This is a genomic window from Streptomyces sp. 891-h, from assembly GCF_022760275.1.
Classification (GTDB): domain Bacteria; phylum Actinomycetota; class Actinomycetes; order Streptomycetales; family Streptomycetaceae; genus Streptomyces; species Streptomyces spirodelae.
In genome coordinates this window covers 199,239-216,408 of the sequence record NZ_CP050693.1, presented here as the reverse complement: position 1 = coordinate 216,408, position 17,170 = coordinate 199,239, and the positions used below count along the sequence as shown (strand labels likewise).

Genomic DNA, 17,170 nt, shown 5'->3' with positions numbered 1-17,170 from the left:
TTACGCAACTTTGTTTGTAAGTGCGGTGAGTCCGGCGTTAGCTGTCGTGAACACAGCGCCGGTCCGACGGCGCCAGCCCCGTCCACCGGGATCTCCCTACGGGGCCTACCTCCCAAGGAGAGCCATGTCCCCTGCTCACACGGCCGCCGGCCGCCGCTGGGCCCTCGTCGCGGGCGCCGTCATCACCACCGGGACGCTGCTGGCCGGCTGCTCCGGCGGCGCGTCATCGTCCGGCTCCGGCGGGTCCGACACGATCAACTACGCGCTCCCGGCCAACTTCACGCCGAACTGGATACTCCCCATCGGCACCGCCGCGCATCTGAACACCAACAACTCCTCCATATCCCAGTCCCTGTGGGAGCCGCTGATCGCCTACGACGGCTCCGCCGGCAAGGTCGGCTGGAACAAGGACAACTCGCTCGCCACCGCAGCGGACTTCGCCGACGACAGCAAGAGCGTCACCATCACCCTCGGCGACCGGCACTGGAGCGACGGCAAGCCGGTCACCTCCCGCGACGTGGAGTTCTGGTTCAACCTCGTCAAGACGAACAAGTCGGACTGGGCCAGCTACAGCCCCGGCAAGGCGCCGGACAACTGGACCTCCTTCAAGGCCGTCGACGACACCCACTTCACGATCAACTTCGACCGGGCCTACAACCAGCAGTGGATGCTCGCCAACGAGCTGAGCATGATCCGCCCGATGCCGCAGCACGCCTGGGACAAGACCAGCGACTCCGGCTCCGTCTCCGACCTGGACCGCACCCCCGCCGGGGCGAAGAAGGTCTGGAAGTACCTCAACGGCGCCGCCAAGAAGATCTCCCGCTACGCCACCGACCCGCTGTGGAAGACGGTCAGCGGCCCCTACACCCTCAAGTCGTTCTCCACGGCCGGCAAGGTGCAGCTCACCGCCAACGCCAAGTACGACGGCGGCGGCAAGGCCCACATCAAGAACGTCAACCTGCTGCCGTTCACCACCGCCGACGCCGAGAAGAACGCGCTGCGCGCCGGCACGGTCGACTACGGCTACATCAACGCCACCGACCTGAGCCAGAAGTCGTCGTTCGAGGCCAAGGGCTACAAGGTCGATCCGTGGCAGGGCTGGGCCATCACCTACATGCCCTACAACTTCAACAACCCCAAGATGGGCCCGGTCTTCAAACAGCTCTACGCCCGCCAGGCCATCCAGATGTCGGTGGACCAGAAGACGCTGTCCAAGGTCGTCTTCAACGGCACCGCGGTGCCCACCTACGGCCCCATCCCGCAGGGCCAGAAGTCTTCCTTCGTCTCCCGCGAGCAGCAGGACAACCCCTACCCGTTCTCGACTGCCAAGGCCCGGAAGCTGCTGACTGACCACGGCTGGACCGAGAAGGGCGGCACCATGGTGTGCACCAGCCCCGGCAGCGGCGAAGGCCACTGCGGCAAGGGCGTCGACAAGGGCACCAAGTTCTCCATGCAGGTGCTCTCGCAGTCCGGCTCGACCGTGACCGACAACATGATGAGCGCTCTGCAGTCGTCGTTCGCCAAGACCGGCATCGACTTCCACATCAAGACCGCGCCGGTCAACTCCGTCCTGTCGCAGTCCGGCCAGTGCAAGGCCGGCGAGTCGAGCTGCAAGTGGCAGCTGTCGTTCTTCGGCACCGCCGGCAGCTGGTACTTCCCCGCCTACCCCAGCGGTGACTCGCTCTTCGCCACCGGCGGCGGCTCCAACTTCGGCAGCTACTCCGACCCCGCCGTGGACAAGCTGATCGCCCAGACCACCACCTCCTCCTCCGACGAGGCCATGCGCAAGTACAGCGCGGCGCTCGCGGAGAAGCTCCCCGTGGTGTGGCTGCCGGAGCCCGACTACCAGGTCTCCGTGGTCAAGAAGGGGCTCGGCGGCTTCGCGCAGGACTCGCTCGCCAACTTCCACCCCGCCATGTGGAAGTGGACCAAGTAGACCGTCCCCGCGAGAGCGAGCACACCGACAGCGACCGGAACCCACATGAGCACTCCCACATATCTGATCAGGCGGGCCCTGCAGGCCGTCGCGGTCATCCTGATCGTGACAATCGTGGTCTTCACCCTGCTGCACGCACTGCCCGGGGGCCCCGCCCGCGGAATCCTCGGCCCGCAGGCCACCGCGCAGCAGATCGCGGCCTTCGACCACGAGCAGGGCCTCGACAAACCCCTCCCCGTGCAATACCTCTACTACCTGGGGCAGCTGGCACACGGCGACCTCGGCACCTCGTACACCCTCAACGAGCCGGTGTCGCAGCTGATCACCGAGCGCCTGCCGAAGACCCTGCTGCTGACCGTCCTGTCGGCGATCGTCGGCCTGCTGCTCGCCGTGCCGCTGGGCATGTGGCAGGCCGTGCGGCGCAACAAGCCGGTCGACTACGTCATCACCACGCTGAGCTTCATCGCCTACTCCACGCCCGTGTACTTCCTCGGGCTGATCCTGGTGCTGGTCTTCAGCCAGGCGCTGCCGTGGTTCCCCTCCCAGGCCCCGCAGGGGCACACGCTGGGGCAGGTGCTCTCCGACCCGCAGGGGCTGGTGCTGCCGATCGCCGCGGGCGCCGCCTCGATGGTCGCGGTGTTCAGCCGCTACATGCGGGCCGCGACCCTGGAGAACCTCTCCGAGGACTACGTCAGGACGGCGCGGGCCGGCGGCTCCCGGTCCCGCGCCATCCTGTGGCGGCACGTGTTCCGCAACTCGCTGACCCCGGTGGTCGCCATGCTCGGCTACTACGTGCCGGTGCTGTTCGGCGGCGCCCTCGTCGTCGAACAGCTCTTCAACTACCCGGGCATGGGCCTGCTCTTCTGGACCGCCGCGCAGTCCTCCGACTACCCGGTGCTGCTCGGCTGCGTGCTGATCATCTCGGTCGCCACGGTGACCGGCACGCTGATCGCCGACATCGTCCAGCGGATCATCGACCCCCGAGTGAAGGCAGGCCGGTCATGAGCACTGTCATACCGCCGGGCCGGGCCCCTGGCACGGCCACCCCGGCGAAGTCCGCCGCAGCGTCGGGCACCCGGCTCGCCGTCCGCCGGTTCCTGCGCAACCGGCTCGCGGTCGTCGGCCTCGGCGTCGTGGTCTTCTTCGTCCTGTTCTGCTTCGCGGGCCCGCTGGTGTACTCCACCGACCAGACCCACACCCTGCTCCACCAGGTCAACCTGGCCCCCAGCGGCGCACACTGGCTGGGCACCGACGCCGTCGGCCACGACGAACTCGGCCGGCTGATGTACGGCGGCAAGGTGTCACTGATCGTCGGCCTCGCCGCCGGTGTCCTGGCCACGGTCATCGGCACCCTGTGGGGCGCCGCCGCCGGCTACGCGGGCGGCTGGATCGACGCGGTCATGATGCGGGTCGTGGACGCCGGTATCGCCATCCCCGCGCTCTTCATCCTGCTGGTGGTCTCCGCCATCACCACGCCGGACCTGGGCGGCCTCGTCCTCATCCTCGGCTTCGTCTCCTGGCTGGTGCCCTCGCGGCTGGTCCGCGCCGAGACGCTGACCCTGAAGAACCGCGACTACATCCTGACGCTGCGCGCCATCGGCGGCACCCACGCCAGGGCCATCACCCGGCACATCCTGCCGAACTCGGTCTCCACCATCGTCGTCGCGGCCACCTTCCAGATCGCCGACGCCATCCTGCTGGTCGCCTACGTCTCTTACCTGGGCCTGGGCGTCCAGCCGCCGGCCACCGACTGGGGCGGCATGCTGTCGGTCGGCCTCACCGCCGCCTACTCCGGCTACTGGTGGCTCATCCTGCCGCCCGGCCTCGCCATCATCCTGGTGGTGTGGGCGTTCAACGCGATCGGGGACGGGCTCCGCGACGCATTCGACGTGAGGGGACGCGGATGACCGCCGACCACAGCCCCGCCGCACCTGCGGCCGGCCCCATCCTCCGACTCGACGACCTCGGCGTCGTCTTCACCACCCAGTCCGGCGAGGTGCCCGCCGTGAGCGGCGTGTCCCTCTGCGTCGACCCCGGCGAGACGCTCGCGCTCGTGGGTGAGTCCGGCTCCGGCAAGTCAACCGTCGCGCTCGCCGCGATGGGCCTGCTCGCCGGCAACGCCCGCGCCACCGGTAGCGCCACCGTCGCCGGCACCGAGGTCGTCGGCGCGGGCGAGGCCGCACTGGCGGGCCTGCGCGGCCGTACCGTATCGATGGTCTTCCAGGAGCCGGCCACAGCGCTGGACCCGCTGACCCGCGTCGGGAAGCAGATCGCCGAAGTCATCCGCAACCACCGCGAGATCTCCGCCAAGGACGCGGCCGCCCAGGCCGTGGAACTCCTGCGCCGGGTCGGCATCCCCGAGCCGGAGAAGCGGTCGTCCGCCTACCCCTTCCAGCTCTCCGGCGGGCAGCGCCAGCGGGTCGTCATCGCCATGGCCATCGCCAACGAGCCCGCGCTGCTGATCGCCGACGAGCCCACCACCGCGCTGGACGTCACCGTCCAGGCCGAGATCCTCGACCTGCTGCGCCGCCTCGCCGCCGAGACCGGTACCGGCGTACTGCTGGTCACCCACAACATGGGCGTCGTCGCGGACTTCGCCGACCGGGTCGCCGTGATGTACCAAGGCGAAATCGTGGAGACCGGCCCCGTCGAGGACGTACTGCTGCGCCCCTCCCACGAGTACACCCGGCGGCTGCTGGCCGCGGTGCCGCGCCTCTCGGTCGCTGGTGAGGACGTACCGGAGGCGTCACGGGCCGCCGCACCCCCCGCTCCAGTCCCAGCCTCAGCCCTCGCCACCGCCGAGCCGGTCGTCGAACTCGACGACGTCTCCGTCGTCTTCGGGCGCGGCAGGAGCGCCGTACGCGCCCTGGACGGTGTCTCCCTCACCGTGCGCCACGGCGAAACCCTCGGCCTGGTCGGCGAGTCCGGCTCCGGCAAGTCGACCGCCTCCCGGGTCGCGCTCGGCCTGATCAGGCCGAGCCGGGGTACCGTCTCACTCTTCGGTGCCGACCTGGCCCGCACCCGGTCCAGGGCCCGCCGTGCGCTGCGGTCCGGCATCGGCGTGGTGCTGCAGGACCCGGTGGCGTCGCTGGACGCCAGGATGACGGTCGGCGAGTGCGTCGCCGAACCCCTCAGGGTGCACCGCCGCGCGCTCTCCGCCCGGGAGCGCCAGGAGCGGGTCGCCGCCGTCCTGGACCGGGTCAGGCTGCCGCGCGACGTGGCTCGAAGAGCGCCCCGGGAGCTGTCCGGCGGGCAGCGCCAGCGGGTCAGCCTCGCCCGCGCCCTGGTGCTGGAGCCCCGACTCCTCGTCGCCGACGAACCCACCAGCGCACTCGATGTCAGCGTGCAGGAAGCCGTCCTCGAAGTGATCTCCGAGCTCCAGGCCGAGCTGGGCTTCGCCTGCCTCTTCGTCTCCCACGACCTCGCGGTCGTCCAGCACTTCGCGCAGCGCGTCGTGGTGATGCGGGCCGGGCGCGTCGAGGAGCAGGGTGACACCGGCACGACGCTGTTGCGGCCGGAGACCGACTACACGCGCAGACTGCTGGCCGCCGTGCCGGTGCCGGACCCGGTGGTACAGCGCAGTCGCAGAGCCGAACGCCTGACCGCCCTGGCCGCGGGCCGGACGGAGGCGACGGCTTGACGTCCCACGACCGCACCCTCTTCGCCGGGGTCGATATCGGCGGCACCACCACGCAAGTGGTGCTCTGCGACGAGGACCTGACCGTCCTGGACCGGGCCGGTACGGCTACCCCGGCGGCCGACGGCGGCCGCGCCATGGTCGACAAGGCGCTCGGCGCCCTGGCCCCGCTGCTGGAGCGCACCCCCGGACAGCTCGCCGGTGTCGGCGCCGGCGCGGCCGGCGTCGTCGACGCCGAGGCCGGCCGCATCCTGGTGGCCAGCGACTCCTTCACCGGCTGGGCGGGCTTCGCGGTCGCCGACGCCGTCCAAGAGGCACTCGGCGTCCCGGCCTACCTGGACAACGACGTCAACGCGTTCCTGTACGGGGAGGTGTACGGCGGCGCCGTGCGCGGCGAGCCCGATGTCCTCGGCATCACCCTGGGCACCGGTGTCGGCGGGGCGCTGTGGACCGGCGGCGCGCTGTTCGCCGGGCCGCACGGCGCGGCGGGGGAGATCGGGCACATCCCCGGATTCGGCGACCTGCCCTGCACCTGCGGCGGCCGGGGCCACCTGGAGACACTCGCCTCCGGGCGTTCGCTGTGCGCCCGGTACGCCGAACGCACCGGCCGCAGGCTGACGGCACGCGAGATCGCCGAGGCAGCGGGGCACGGGGACGGCGAAGCGCTCGCGGTGTACCGGGCCGCCGCGTACGGCATCGCCCGGGCCATCGTGATGACGGCGGGCGTCGTCGATGTCACCACAGTGGTGATCGGCGGCGGCGTCACCGGCTCCTGGCCGCTGCTGGAGCCACTGGTACGGGAGGCGCTCGCCGCCGAGCCGCCGGTCAGCGGCCACCCGGTCCGGGTCGTACGGGCCGCGCTGGGTGCCGACGCGATCCCGGTGGGCGCGGCGGCCAGGGCCCGCCGCGAACTGACCGCGGGCGCCCTGGTCTGATACCCGGGACGGTGAAGGCAGCCTCTGGCGCGTGTAGAGAGTGAGGGAGGGGCGAACACCCCTCCCTCACTCACACGTGAGGCGAACCGTCTCGGTCCTCGCAGGCCGTGTGTGTGGTGCTGCAGGGGGCCTTGCCTCAGCGCTTGACGCTCCACTGGAGCGTGCCGTTCAGAAGCTTGCGCAGCCGGGGGTCGCGGACCGCGTCGGTCGGATTCGTGACGCGTACGGTCACGGTGTGCGCGCGGCCGTCGTCCGGGACGCCGAGGGTGCCGGGGGTGACGGAACGTTCGCCACGGACCTTGCGGGCTTCACTGCCGTCGACCAGCCAGCGCACCCGCGCCTTGGCGGATGCCTCGATGCGTATGCGCTCCGCGCCGCGCAGCTTTCGGTCGGTGGGGGTGGTGCTGGAGACGGCCGGTGCGTGCTTGTGGAAGCCCGCGATCATGGCCTCGCGCCCGGGGAGGTTGAACTCCCGGCCCAGCGTGCGCATGATCGAGTTCTCCGTGGGCCGGTTGACGCCGAGGGCACAGCAGCCGCCACCCTCGTACGTGCCGACGGTGCCGCCGTCCGGTGAGGTCCGGCCGAGCCAGCGGTGCCACTTGGTCTGTCGCGCGGCCATCTCCTCGGCGCTGAGCGTGGAGAGGTTGGGCTCGCCCGGCTCGGGGCCGGTGTGTTCGTTCTCGCTGTACCAGTACTCGTCAGCCAGCTTGCCGAACGAGTGGCCCGACTCGTGCACCACGAGCTGCACGGCATCGGCGTTGTCGGACGAGGCGGTGGCGATACCGTCGTATCCGGATGGCGAGGAGATGTCGTTGTAGCCGGCGCCGCCGTATTTGGTGGAGTTGCTCAGGACGATGACGAGGTCGGGGTCGGCGGCCTTGCTCGCGTACGCCTCGACCTTGTTCTCGTCGACGCACAGCAGCCGTTCCATGCCGTCGCAGAAGAAGTACGAACCCAGGGCGGTGTCCTTGCGGACATCGCTGGTCGGGTCGCCGGAGACGCCGGAGTCCTTCGAGTGCGCGTCGACGGCCCAGACGTTGAAGAGGTCCTTGTACTGGGCGTACGGCTCGATCTTGGTGACCTGTGCCCAGTTGCGGCGCACGTCGGCGTGGAAGTCGTTCTGCTGGTCGGCGGTGTAACCGTCGCCGATGAAGACGACGTCGACCTTGGCGTTGCTCGGTCCGGCTTTCTTGATCGGTACGACGTCGCCGTCGTCCTTGATCTTGCTGTGCTGCTTTGTGGTGAGTGGAGCAGAGGTGGGGATGCGGGTGTGGCGGGGGTGGCTGCCGGGGCCGTTGAAGTATTCGACTTCAACGTGGTCGCTGGACGGGGAGCCGGTGCGGTCCTTGTCGGCTCGAGCTGCTGAGGTGCTGTCGCTCCAGCTCTGGCTCGCTGCTACCGGTGCTGTGGCGGCCAGCGCGGCCGCGACGGCGATGGCGGCGGCCACGGTCAGCCGTGTGCGGGATCTGCGCGGTGCGTGTCCAGGCATAGGGGCCTCCGTGAGCTGCGCGGACCTGTCAGCGGCCCGCACATTAACTGGGGGGTTAAGTGCGCTTAACGCAGCGATTAACGTAGGCGTGGCCGAAGTCCGGGGCAACGGTCCGGCATAAGGTGGCTGTGCGTATGGCGAGTTCGCGCCACCCGCCCCCGCGTCCTTCGCTGCGGTCTTCAAGGCACACGGACGTTCGAAGGACAGGGGCATTCGACGGACGTGGACGGTTGGTGACTCAAGTGCCGGGGGAACCGCGGGAGGTAGAGGTGGCCGGGAACCGAACCGCCGACGTGCGGCCTGACGAGCCCACCGCCATCGGACAACGGGTGCTGCGCCTGCGGACCGAGCGTGGTCTCACCCAACGGCAGTTGGCCGAGCCCGCGTACACGCCCGCCTACATCTCCACACTGGAATCGGGCAAGGTGCGCCCCTCGGAGGCGGCCCTGCGGCATATGGCGGAACGGCTCGGCACCACTCCCGAGGAACTCGCCACTGGCCGCCCGGCGCACCTCGCCGCCGATCTCCGACTGCGGCTGACCGATGCGCGGCACGCCCTCGCCACCGGGGCCCCCGAGGACGCGGCCACGCTCTTTCGAGCCGTGCGGACCGAGGCCGTCGAACACAGGCTTCCCGCCGAGGAGGCGAGCGCTCTCCTCGGCCTGGGCGACTGCCTGCTCGAATCAGGCGACCTCGCCGAGGCGCGCGAGTGCTTCGCCGCCGCCGAGCGGTTGCTGACCGACGAGCCGTTGACCCGCCGGGTCCCCGCCGTGCGCGGACGTGCCGCCGCCCACCGACTCAGCGGGGAACTCCGCTACGCCTGCTACCTGTTGGAGACCACCCTCGACGAGCTCAACGCTTCCGGTCTGCACGACCCCGACTCGCTGCTGCTCCTCTACACGGCGTCCATCGCGCCCTACCTGGACATGGGCGCACGGACGCGGGCCGGGCGCGCCGCCGAGCTGGCGCTCGCGCTCGCACCGCGGGTGGACGACCCGGCTCTGCTCGCCGGAATGCACCGCGGCGTGGCCCGCACGTTCATCGCCCAGGGCCGCATCGCCGAGGCCGACTCCTCACTCGCCAAGGCCCAAGAGCTCTACCAGCAACTGCACATCCGCACCGACCTCGCACACTGCCACTGGATGCGCGGCTATGTGCACGCCCAGCACGGCGACCTGGAACGAGCCGAGAGCGAACTGTGCACCGCCCGCGCCATGCTCGACTCGAAGCGGGCCGCGCTCTTCACGGAACAGGTCGAGGTCGAACTGGCGGACGTGCTGCGCCGCCGCGGCAAGGTTCGGGAGGCGGAGGAACTGCTACGGCCGCTGCTCACCGCGGGAGAGCAGGAGACCGGGACCCTGCGCCCCGGCCGCGGTGCGGTGCACGCGGGTGCCGCACACCGGCTGCTCGGTCTCATCGAAGAGCAGCGCGGCGACGACCCGGCCGCCGAGGAGCACTACCGCGCGGCCCTCCCGCTGCTCGAACACGCGGATGCCGCCGGTGACGTCGCCGATCTGTGCCGGCTCCTCGGCGATCTGCTCCGCCGCACCGGACGCGTGGATGAGGCTCTGGACATCTATCGCACCGGCCTCGGCCATCGGGCCACGCCCGGCACGACAACACTGGGACCCGCACCGGCCGGCCCGCCGATGTGAGCACCGAGGGGTGAGGGCCCCGGGGAAGCCTCTTCTGGCCCGGCGAACGACCCCGAGATCGTGGCCAGACAGGCCTGGGGGCGTGCGGGCGGGATCAACGGGCTTGCGGCCCGGCAGAGTCGGAATCTTGTGGCTGCCGGCGGGCGGCCTGCTCCTGGAGAGCGGTGACCTGGCTGCGCAGCTCCTCCACCTGCCGTTGCAGTGCCTGGATTGCGACGAGGGCGATCCCGTTGGCGTCGGTGCAGCAGATGGTGCGGTCGTCCTCACCGACTTCGAAGGCGGCCCACCAGTCCTGCGCCATGGGACCGATGTGCCGCACGTGCGGCGGATCCCAGTGGTAGCGCCAGGTGCTGAGGGGCAGCCGCACCACCTGCCCCAGCACATGGTGGCCGTTGACCGGTGCGCCCGCACGGACCATCTCGCCGGTGGCTCCGGACGCCGGCCCGGCGGGGGACGCCCCCTCTCGGCGGGTTTCCCTGATCGCCGACGGGGTGCGCACCCTGGCCAGCACGCTGCGCAGGAACCAGCCCTTCACCGGTCCCAGACCACGGGGGTGACGGCGGTCTTCCACGCCCGGTCGGAGGCCCGGCGGGGTGCTGGCGCGCCCGACCTAGAGCCGGCCGACTGTCCGGAACCGCCGGCCGCGTCGAGGTTGGTGTCCGTCGGGTCGCGCCGGGGCGGCCCCGTGGGCGGCAGCACGAAGTCGTGGGAGCAGTTGAGCGAGGAGTCGTTGCCGAAATGCAGGATCGGCCGGTCGCAGCCGGGCTGCGGGTGGTTGTCCTTCGGGCCGAGGCAGTACTCCGGCCACAGCACAGGAACCAGTGAGTAGCCGCCGCCCAGGTGGTCGTCGACGGAGGTCCACACGATCCGCAGGATGTAGCTCGCCGGATCCTCGACGCAGCAGGACAACTCGAACTCGTGGCACTGCGCGGAGGACGCCTGCCTGACCGCCGAGTACGATCGGCCCGTAAAAGCTGCGACAACCAGCAGGCGAGCCAGTAGCGTGGCCTGACCGACATCAGCATCACCGATGCCGGAAGCCCCCGCCGGATACGCCGCACTCCAAGCCCGCGAAGCTCCGCTGCGGCCTGTTCCTGGACACACAGAACGCTGGTTGAGGAACCGTCATGCATTGTGGAATGACTGTCGGAGTACACGGAATCCTCGCCCCGAACCCCTGGCTCGAAGGCAGTGGCCGGCACGATTTCCGCGAGAGCGTGCTGGACCTCGCACTGATACGAGCGGAAGCCTACGGTTGGCACGCCCCTTACGGCTGGAGGACCCCGACCGGGAAGAAGCTCTTCCACGTTCCGGACCGCTGGCTCGACTGCGACAAGGGCGGCGACTGGGCCGGCGGCACGCAGATCCGCGAACTCGCCTGGATGCAGGCCGACATTCCCGAGGACGCCCGCCATCCGCGCCTGCCCGTCCTCCCGCTCACACGCATGCTCATCGACGCACTCCACCGGGTGGGGTCCCTGACTTTCACTGCCCTGCAGGCATACCTGCCCCTGCAGAGCGCAGCAGGAGATGCGTCGGGCGACCTGGACGATATGAGGGACTGGTTCGCACTGGCCGCACCGACAGCCGCCGTGGACGTTCATGTGACGGTTGCCGCAGCTCCCTCCGTTGTCTGGGACTCTCCTGAGGAGAGTGCCCGCGTGCGGCACGCCGTCCAGGAGCGTCTCGGTACGGCGGCCGAGGTGGGAGCCCCCTCGCAGGGGGACACATCCCGCTTTGCCGGTCGGGCGAAGACCCGATCACCGCTGGAAGGAGCGCGAACGGTGGTGCACTTCCTCTGCCGCACACGGGAGTGGACACCGGACGCCGCAGTCTGGCTGGTCGAGGTCACAGGAGACGCTTTGCGGTCGACGGGACACACGACGCCGGTCGTGGTGACCGCGTCCTCACTCCATGGCCTGGACGACTTCCACGCTCCATGACCTGGGCCGCGAGATCTCGTTCACCGGCCCCGGGACGGTCCGATGCGGCGACCGTGGGCAAGCACGCACCGTCGCATCGGACCGGTGGGGGGAGTACGGACGTCAGGCTGTGTGCAGGGTCAGACCGTAGCGATTGAGGATTTCGTTGATGGGCTGGTACCAGGTCTCGCCCCCGCTCGTACAGTTGCCCCAGCCGCCGGAGGTGACGCCCTGCGCCTGGTCGCCGCTGATGAACGAGCCGCCGGAGTCGCCGCCTTCGGCGCATACACTCGTCTTGGTCATCTGATGGACGGCGCCCTGGCTGTAGTTGACGGTCTCGTTCTTGGCGAGCACGGTGCCGCAGTGCCAGTGGGTGGTAGAGCCCGAGCGGCAGATGGAGGCGCCGACCGGGGCCTCGGCCGAGCCGCGGACGAGTTGGTCCGAGACCGTGCCCCAGCCCAGCACGACCGGGACGGTCCACCAGCCGTTGCCGACGTTGACCCACGCGTAGTCGTTGCCCGGGAACGAGGAGCCCTGGAAGTTCCCGATGTGCGTGCGGTCCCAGCCGCTGACCGACTGGCCGGCGCCGCCGCAGTGGCCGGCCGTGACGAAACCGCCGTGTACCGAGAAGCCGATGGAGCAGCGGACGTTGCCGGTGTAGTACGGGTCGCCACCGACCGTGCCGGCTGCCAGTGTCGCAGGGGTGTGGTCCGTCGTCCGCACCGCCAGCGGGCCTGCCTTGCGTGCCTGTGCGAGGAACTTCTTGACATCGTTGTCGTGTTGCAGATCGGTGCGGACCTCGACGACGACCCGGTTGGTCTTCCAGTCGGCACGCCAACTCGTCACGCCGGTGGGTGCGTCGAGTCGATCGATGCGCTTCTTGACGGCGTCGAGCTGTGCCGCACTGCGGTCGACCAGTTCAACGGTCGCGCCGGTTGCCCGTACGGCCGCGGCCTTCTTCCGGTCGGCCACCGCGACGGTCAGCTGTCGGCTCTTCGGGGTGAACCAGGAGCCCGCGTAGGCGGCGCCGGCCGCTCGTCGGGCCTTCTTCTCGATGGCGGTCGCACGCTTCTCCGCGGCCAGCCGGGATTCGGCCTGCTGCTCGGTGAGGCCGAAGTCCCGCTGCATGGCGGCGAGTGCGCCGTCGGACGCGGGGGCCTTCTCGGCGGCCTTCGGTTGCGCACCTGCTGCCGTGGACGGGAGCAGGCCGGCTGTCACGAGGGCGCCGCTGAGCAGCAGCGCGGACAGAAGGGCACGGGGCGTTCTGGTGCGTCTCATGGATCGGCCTTTCGTTGTTCCAGTGGTGTGGGGGTGGAACAGCAAAGCCGGGGAGCACTCCCTGGACATGCCGCTGCGCACATTAACGGCGGATCATTGGCAGGTCCATACCAATCGACCGACCGGGAGAAGTGCGCTGTCGCGGTCGATGCACGATGTGCGGAGGCGAGCCAAGGTGAGCCGGCTACGAGTCCGCGACAGGCCTGGGCGACCTCGTCGTCAAGAGGGACGGGCGCTCTTCCGCGCACCTGCCGGGAACGTCCCCTCCGTCCCGCTGGAACGCGAGCCGGTCCGACCCGCGACGAGCTGCCGGCCCTCGGGCACAACGCGGGCTGGGCCAACACGCTCGTCGCCGTACGCGGGGAAGGTGACGGTGACGGCCAGACCGCCCTCGGGCCCGGGCAGGGTCGACAGCTCGGCGCCGTGTGCCTGCGCGACGGCGGCCACGATGGACAGACCCAGGCCGTGCCCCTCCCCGGCACCGCGCGGCGCGAGCCGCTGGAAGGGCTGATGGAGCGCGGGGATGCGGCTGCGCGGTATCGGCTCTCCGCTGTTGGCGACGTGCAGCCAGGGGCGGCCGCCGCTGGTTCCGGTCGCGACGTGGATCCAGCCGTCGCCGGGGGTGTAGCGCCGCGCGTTGTCCACCAGGTTGACCGCCAGCCGCTCCACCAGCGCCGCGTCGCCGTGCACCGTTGCCGGTCGGGTGGCGACGGTCATGCGCGGGTCCTCCCGCTCGCGCACGACCGCCGCCACCACGGCCGCCAACCCGGTCGGGCCGCAGCGCGCGGGATCGACACCGCGTTCGCTGCTCGCCAGCGTCAGCAGCGCATCGATCAGCCGCTCCTGACTCTCCCCGGCCCGCACCACCCGCTCACACACTTGGCGCAGCGTCGCCACATCGGCGTCCCGATCGGCGAGGGCGACCTCGACCGTGGCGCGCTGAAGGGTCAGCGGGGTGCGCAACTCGTGCGAGGCGTTGGCCACGAAGCGGCGCTGCGCCGCGAAGGCCCCGTCCAGCCGGGACAGCAGCCCGTCGAAGGTGTCGCCGAGCTCTTTCAGCTCGTCGGCGGGGCCCGTCACGGCGAGCCGCTCGTGCAGATTGAGCTCGGAGATCCGGCGGGCCCGGTCCGCCATCACCCGCACCGGGCGCAGTACCCGTCCGGCCATCACCCAGCCCAGCGCCACCGACACTCCTGTCATCCCGGCGAGCGCGACACCGGACTCGGTGAGCAGGACGCGCAGTTGGGCCGAGCGGCGCTCGCTGACGATGTCCTCGATCCGCCCGCGCAACTGGTCACTCCCGCTGCCCGGCCCCCCGGTCCGCCAGGCAGTGACCCGGGTGTTCTTGTTCGCCGGGCTCTGGGCCACCAGCAGATAGGTGCCGGCGAGCAGCGCGGCGCCGGAGACCAGGAAGAGCGCGCCGTACATCAGCGTCAGTCGCAGCCGCGCCGACCAGCGGATACCCCGGCGCTGCCGCACGGGCTCAGATGCGGTAGCCGGCATGCGGCACCGTCTCGATCAGCGGCGGGTCGCCCAGCTTGCGGCGGAGTCGGCTGACGGTGACCTTCACCGTGTTGGTGAACGGGTCGGCCGACCGGTCCCAGGCGCGCTCCAGCAGCTCTTCGGCGGAGACGACCGCACCGCGCGCGGCCAGCAGCAGTTCGAGGACGGCCAGTTCCTTGGGCGACAGATCCAGCCTCCGTCCGCCTCTGCGGGCCAGCCGCTCGGCCGGGGCGAGGGTGAGGTCGCCGTGGATCAGGACCGGCGGCACCGCCGGCTGGGCGCGGCGGGCCAACGCGCGGATACGGGCAATGAGTTCGGCGAACGCGAACGGCTTGGCGAGATAGTCGTCGGCGCCCAGGTCCAGGCCCTCGACCCGGTCCTCCAGAGTGGAGGCGGCGGTCAGCATCAGCAGCCTGGCGCGGCAGCCGTCGCGGCTCAGCGCCCGGCACACCTCGTCGCCGTGCAGCCGGGGCAGGTCGCGGTCGAGCACGATGACGTCGTAGTTGTGGACCGTGGCCTGCTCCATGGCTTCCTCCCCGTCGAAGGCGAGGTCGACGGCCATGCCGTCCCGGCGCAGCCCGGTGGCCACGGTCAGCGCCAACTCCCGGTGGTCTTCCACGATCAGCACCCGCATGGCGCAAGGATGGGGGAGAGGGCATAACAGCGGCGTAACAGCCACCGTTCCCGCGGTGTAACCGTCCGCCGCGTACAACTCACCGCATGTTCATCACTCGGAAGCGATGCATGGCACGGACCCTCCCCGCGGCGGCGGTGCTGCTGACCGGCGCACTGCTCACCGGCTGCGGTGGCGACTCCTCCGACGGCGGGGGCGAGCGGGACTCGGCGCGGGAGGCCCCGGGCGACGACGGCGCGCGGGGCGATGCCGGTAAGCAGTTCGACAAGGCTCTGGAGTACGCGCAGTGCATGCGCGACAACGGCGTCGAGGACTTTCCCGATCCCAAGCAGGAGGGCGGTGGAATCCGCATCGGCGGCCCGGGTATCGACCGCGGTTCCGCCGCCTTCGAGAAGGCGGAAGAGGCGTGCCGCGACAAGGCGCCGCAGATGGGCGGCGGCGGAGGCAAGCCGCTGGACTCCAAGAAGGTCGCGGCCTGGGCCACCTGTATGCGCGAGAACGGGCTCGACGACTTCCCCGATCCCGCGGTCAACGGCAGCGTCATGCAGATCGATCTGTCGGGCACCGGCATCAAGCCCACGGACAAGGCGTTCCAGGACGCCCAGAAGGCGTGCCGCGACAAGTACCCCGGTGGCGGTATCCAGATGAAGGGCGGCGCGCGGTGACCGACCAGCACCAGGGCCCGCCCGACCGGCAGCCGACGCCGGCGCCCGCCGGCCCCGCGGCCCCGGCCGGCCGGTCGGCGTACGAGGCGCCCGGCGAAGCGGCGCACTCGGCAACCGGGGAAAGGGCCGGCGAAGGAGCCGGGGAAAGGGCCGAAGAGAGGGACGAAAGAGCCGACGCGAGGGCGGAGGCAAAGGCCGACGCGTACGCCGACGGAAACGCCGAAGGCGCGGGTGGCAGCGAAGCGGACGGTGCTGTCGGCCTGGCCGGCCGTGGTCGCCGCACGTTGCGCACCTCGCTGCTCGTACTCGCCGCAGCGACCGCGGTGGGCGCCGCCTCGGTGGCCGCGACCGGTGCGTTCGGAGGGCAGGCGAAGAGCGCGGGAACGCCCCGCGCCGCCGGACCGCAGAAGACGGTACCGGTGGAGCGCACCACCCTCACCCGTACGGAGACGGTGGACGGGACGCTCGGTTTCGGTACCCCCACAACCGTCCAGCAGGCGGCCACCGGCAACCAGGGCAACGACGGAGGTGCCGGCGGCGGTGGCGCCAGCGGCGGAGGCTCGGCGCAGCAGTCGGGCGGGAACACGGGGAGCTCGGCCAACGGAAGTCAGGAGGCGGGGATCGTCACCTGGCTCCCCGAGGAGGGCGCCACCCTCTCCCGCGGCGACACCGTCTACAGCGTGGACGAACACAAAGTGCCGCTGCTGTACGGCTCCAAGCCCTTCTACCGCACGCTGCGCACGGGTGCGAAGGGGGACGACGTGGAGACGCTGGAGAAGAACCTCGCCGAGCTCGGCTACAGCGGATTCACCACCGACGAGGAGTTCACCAGCGGTACGGCGCAGGCCGTCCGCGACTGGCAGGACGACATGAACCGCGAGGCGACCGGTGAGGTGGCTCCTGGCGACGCCGTGGTGGCCTCCGGGGAGCGCCGGGTCGCCGAACAGCGGACCTCACCGGGGGCACTGGCCGGCGGCGAGGCGCTGACCTGGACGGGTACCGACCGGATCGTGGAGGTCGAACTGGAGGCGGGCCTGGAGAGCCTGGTGAACAAGGGCACCAAGGCGACGATCGGGCTGCCGGACGGCGGCACGGCGCAGGCCGAGGTGACCGGCATCGGCACCCCCTCCAGCGCTCAGAAGACCTCCGGAAGCGGTCAGAGCTCCGAGGACAGCGGGGGCGGAGGCGCCGACGAGGCGACGCTGCCCGTCGAGCTGAAAGTCGCCTCGCAGCAGAAGCTGGGCCGCTATCAGGCGGCCTCGGTTGACGTGATCTTGAAGGCGCGGACCCGCAAGGACGTGCTCGCGGTGCCGGTCAGCGCGCTGCTCGCCGAGCCCGGTGGCGGCTACGCCGTCGAGACCAGGGGCGCGGACGGGCGGTCGCGGCGCCTCCCGGTGCGGCTGGGCATGTTCGCCGACGGCAAGGTGGAGGTGTCCGGGAAGGGCATCGAGGAAGGGCTCGACGTGGGGGTGCCCCGATGACGCCGGCCCGCACGCTCACGGCACCGCCGACCAGT

The 17,170-nt window shown here is 70.8% G+C and carries 15 protein-coding genes; 9 read left to right on the top strand and 6 right to left on the bottom strand.

The features are described 5' to 3' along the window. The first annotated feature begins 124 nt into the window (after nt 1-124). From HC362_RS01005 to HC362_RS00985, 5 genes are read left to right on the top strand one after another with little or no spacing between them, the layout of a single operon-like run. Entirely contained in the window at nt 125-1,936 is a 1,812-nt protein-coding gene (locus tag HC362_RS01005) for a peptide ABC transporter substrate-binding protein (RefSeq protein ID WP_243081814.1), read from the top strand. Between the two features lie 45 nt (nt 1,937-1,981). Beyond that, entirely contained in the window at nt 1,982-2,941 is a 960-nt protein-coding gene (locus HC362_RS01000) for an ABC transporter permease (RefSeq protein WP_243081813.1), read from the top strand. Further along, on the top strand, nt 2,938-3,843 hold the full coding sequence (locus HC362_RS00995; protein ID WP_243081811.1) for an ABC transporter permease: 906 nt from the start codon (nt 2,938-2,940) through the stop codon (nt 3,841-3,843). The genes HC362_RS01000 and HC362_RS00995 overlap by 4 nt, the downstream gene beginning before the upstream one ends. Then, a complete protein-coding gene (locus HC362_RS00990; RefSeq protein ID WP_243081810.1) occupies nt 3,840-5,576 on the top strand; it encodes a dipeptide ABC transporter ATP-binding protein in 1,737 nt (578 codons plus the stop codon). The genes HC362_RS00995 and HC362_RS00990 overlap by 4 nt, the downstream gene beginning before the upstream one ends. After that, nucleotides 5,573-6,508 (top strand): ROK family protein, encoded by a 936-nt coding sequence (locus tag HC362_RS00985; protein ID WP_243081809.1) that lies wholly within the window; start codon nt 5,573-5,575, stop codon nt 6,506-6,508. Before HC362_RS00990 ends, HC362_RS00985 begins: the two co-directional genes overlap by 4 nt. A 136-nt stretch (nt 6,509-6,644) precedes the next feature. On the opposite strand, the gene HC362_RS00980 is transcribed toward HC362_RS00985, so the two are convergent. Beyond that, a complete protein-coding gene (locus HC362_RS00980) occupies nt 6,645-7,997 on the bottom strand; it encodes a M64 family metallopeptidase (protein WP_243081808.1) in 1,353 nt (450 codons plus the stop codon). A 269-nt stretch (nt 7,998-8,266) separates the two neighbouring features. Between HC362_RS00980 and HC362_RS00975 the strand changes: the two genes are divergently transcribed. Further along, nucleotides 8,267-9,652 carry a tetratricopeptide repeat protein gene (locus tag HC362_RS00975; RefSeq protein WP_243081806.1) on the top strand — a complete coding sequence of 462 codons (1,386 nt, stop codon included), beginning with the start codon at nt 8,267-8,269 and terminating at the stop codon, nt 9,650-9,652. Between the two features lie 94 nt (nt 9,653-9,746). Here the strand turns inward: HC362_RS00975 and HC362_RS00970 are convergent, their stop codons facing one another. After that, nucleotides 9,747-10,187, bottom strand: coding sequence for a tail fiber domain-containing protein (locus tag HC362_RS00970; RefSeq protein WP_243081805.1), 441 nt, complete (start codon nt 10,185-10,187; stop codon nt 9,747-9,749). Continuing rightward, nucleotides 10,184-10,516, bottom strand: coding sequence for a hypothetical protein (locus tag HC362_RS00965; RefSeq protein ID WP_243081803.1), 333 nt, complete (start codon nt 10,514-10,516; stop codon nt 10,184-10,186). The genes HC362_RS00970 and HC362_RS00965 overlap by 4 nt, the downstream gene beginning before the upstream one ends. A 275-nt stretch (nt 10,517-10,791) precedes the next feature. Here HC362_RS00965 and HC362_RS00960 point away from each other — a divergent pair, with 275 nt between their 5' ends. After that, nucleotides 10,792-11,595 carry a hypothetical protein gene (locus tag HC362_RS00960; protein WP_243081801.1) on the top strand — a complete coding sequence of 268 codons (804 nt, stop codon included), beginning with the start codon at nt 10,792-10,794 and terminating at the stop codon, nt 11,593-11,595. A 102-nt stretch (nt 11,596-11,697) separates the two neighbouring features. On the opposite strand, the gene HC362_RS00955 is transcribed toward HC362_RS00960, so the two are convergent. From HC362_RS00955 to HC362_RS00945, 3 genes are all read right to left on the bottom strand, one after another. Beyond that, a complete protein-coding gene (locus HC362_RS00955; protein ID WP_243081799.1) occupies nt 11,698-12,852 on the bottom strand; it encodes a S1 family peptidase in 1,155 nt (384 codons plus the stop codon). A gap of 219 nt (nt 12,853-13,071) precedes the next feature. Continuing rightward, on the bottom strand, nt 13,072-14,355 hold the full coding sequence (locus HC362_RS00950) for an ATP-binding protein (protein ID WP_243081798.1): 1,284 nt from the start codon (nt 14,353-14,355) through the stop codon (nt 13,072-13,074). Beyond that, nucleotides 14,336-14,989: a response regulator transcription factor gene (locus HC362_RS00945; RefSeq protein ID WP_243081796.1), complete on the bottom strand. Its 654-nt coding sequence runs from the start codon at nt 14,987-14,989 to the stop codon at nt 14,336-14,338. Before HC362_RS00945 ends, HC362_RS00950 begins: the two co-directional genes overlap by 20 nt. Before the next feature lie 110 nt (nt 14,990-15,099). Here HC362_RS00945 and HC362_RS00940 point away from each other — a divergent pair, with 110 nt between their 5' ends. Both HC362_RS00940 and HC362_RS00935 read left to right on the top strand, forming a co-directional pair. Then, complete coding sequence (locus HC362_RS00940; protein ID WP_243081795.1) at nt 15,100-15,654, top strand: hypothetical protein; 555 nt, start codon at nt 15,100-15,102, stop codon at nt 15,652-15,654. Next, a complete protein-coding gene (locus HC362_RS00935; RefSeq protein ID WP_243081793.1) occupies nt 15,651-17,135 on the top strand; it encodes a peptidoglycan-binding protein in 1,485 nt (494 codons plus the stop codon). Before HC362_RS00940 ends, HC362_RS00935 begins: the two co-directional genes overlap by 4 nt. The last annotated feature ends 35 nt before the right edge of the window (nt 17,136-17,170 follow it).

Excerpts from the sequence above, each read along its gene's own strand:
- HC362_RS00960 (WP_243081801.1), top strand. The coding sequence starts at position 10,792 with ATGACTGTCGGAGTACACGGAATCCTCGCCCCGAACCCCTGGCTCGAA.
- HC362_RS00995 (WP_243081811.1), top strand. The coding sequence starts at position 2,938 with ATGAGCACTGTCATACCGCCGGGCCGGGCCCCTGGCACGGCCACCCCG.
- HC362_RS00950 (WP_243081798.1), bottom strand. The coding sequence starts at position 14,355 with ATGCCGGCTACCGCATCTGAGCCCGTGCGGCAGCGCCGGGGTATCCGC.
- HC362_RS00990 (WP_243081810.1), top strand. The coding sequence starts at position 3,840 with ATGACCGCCGACCACAGCCCCGCCGCACCTGCGGCCGGCCCCATCCTC.
- HC362_RS00955 (WP_243081799.1), bottom strand. The coding sequence starts at position 12,852 with ATGAGACGCACCAGAACGCCCCGTGCCCTTCTGTCCGCGCTGCTGCTC.
- HC362_RS00940 (WP_243081795.1), top strand. The coding sequence starts at position 15,100 with ATGGCACGGACCCTCCCCGCGGCGGCGGTGCTGCTGACCGGCGCACTG.
- HC362_RS00980 (WP_243081808.1), bottom strand. The coding sequence starts at position 7,997 with ATGCCTGGACACGCACCGCGCAGATCCCGCACACGGCTGACCGTGGCC.
- HC362_RS01005 (WP_243081814.1), top strand. The coding sequence starts at position 125 with ATGTCCCCTGCTCACACGGCCGCCGGCCGCCGCTGGGCCCTCGTCGCG.
- HC362_RS01000 (WP_243081813.1), top strand. The coding sequence starts at position 1,982 with ATGAGCACTCCCACATATCTGATCAGGCGGGCCCTGCAGGCCGTCGCG.
- HC362_RS00945 (WP_243081796.1), bottom strand. The coding sequence starts at position 14,989 with ATGCGGGTGCTGATCGTGGAAGACCACCGGGAGTTGGCGCTGACCGTG.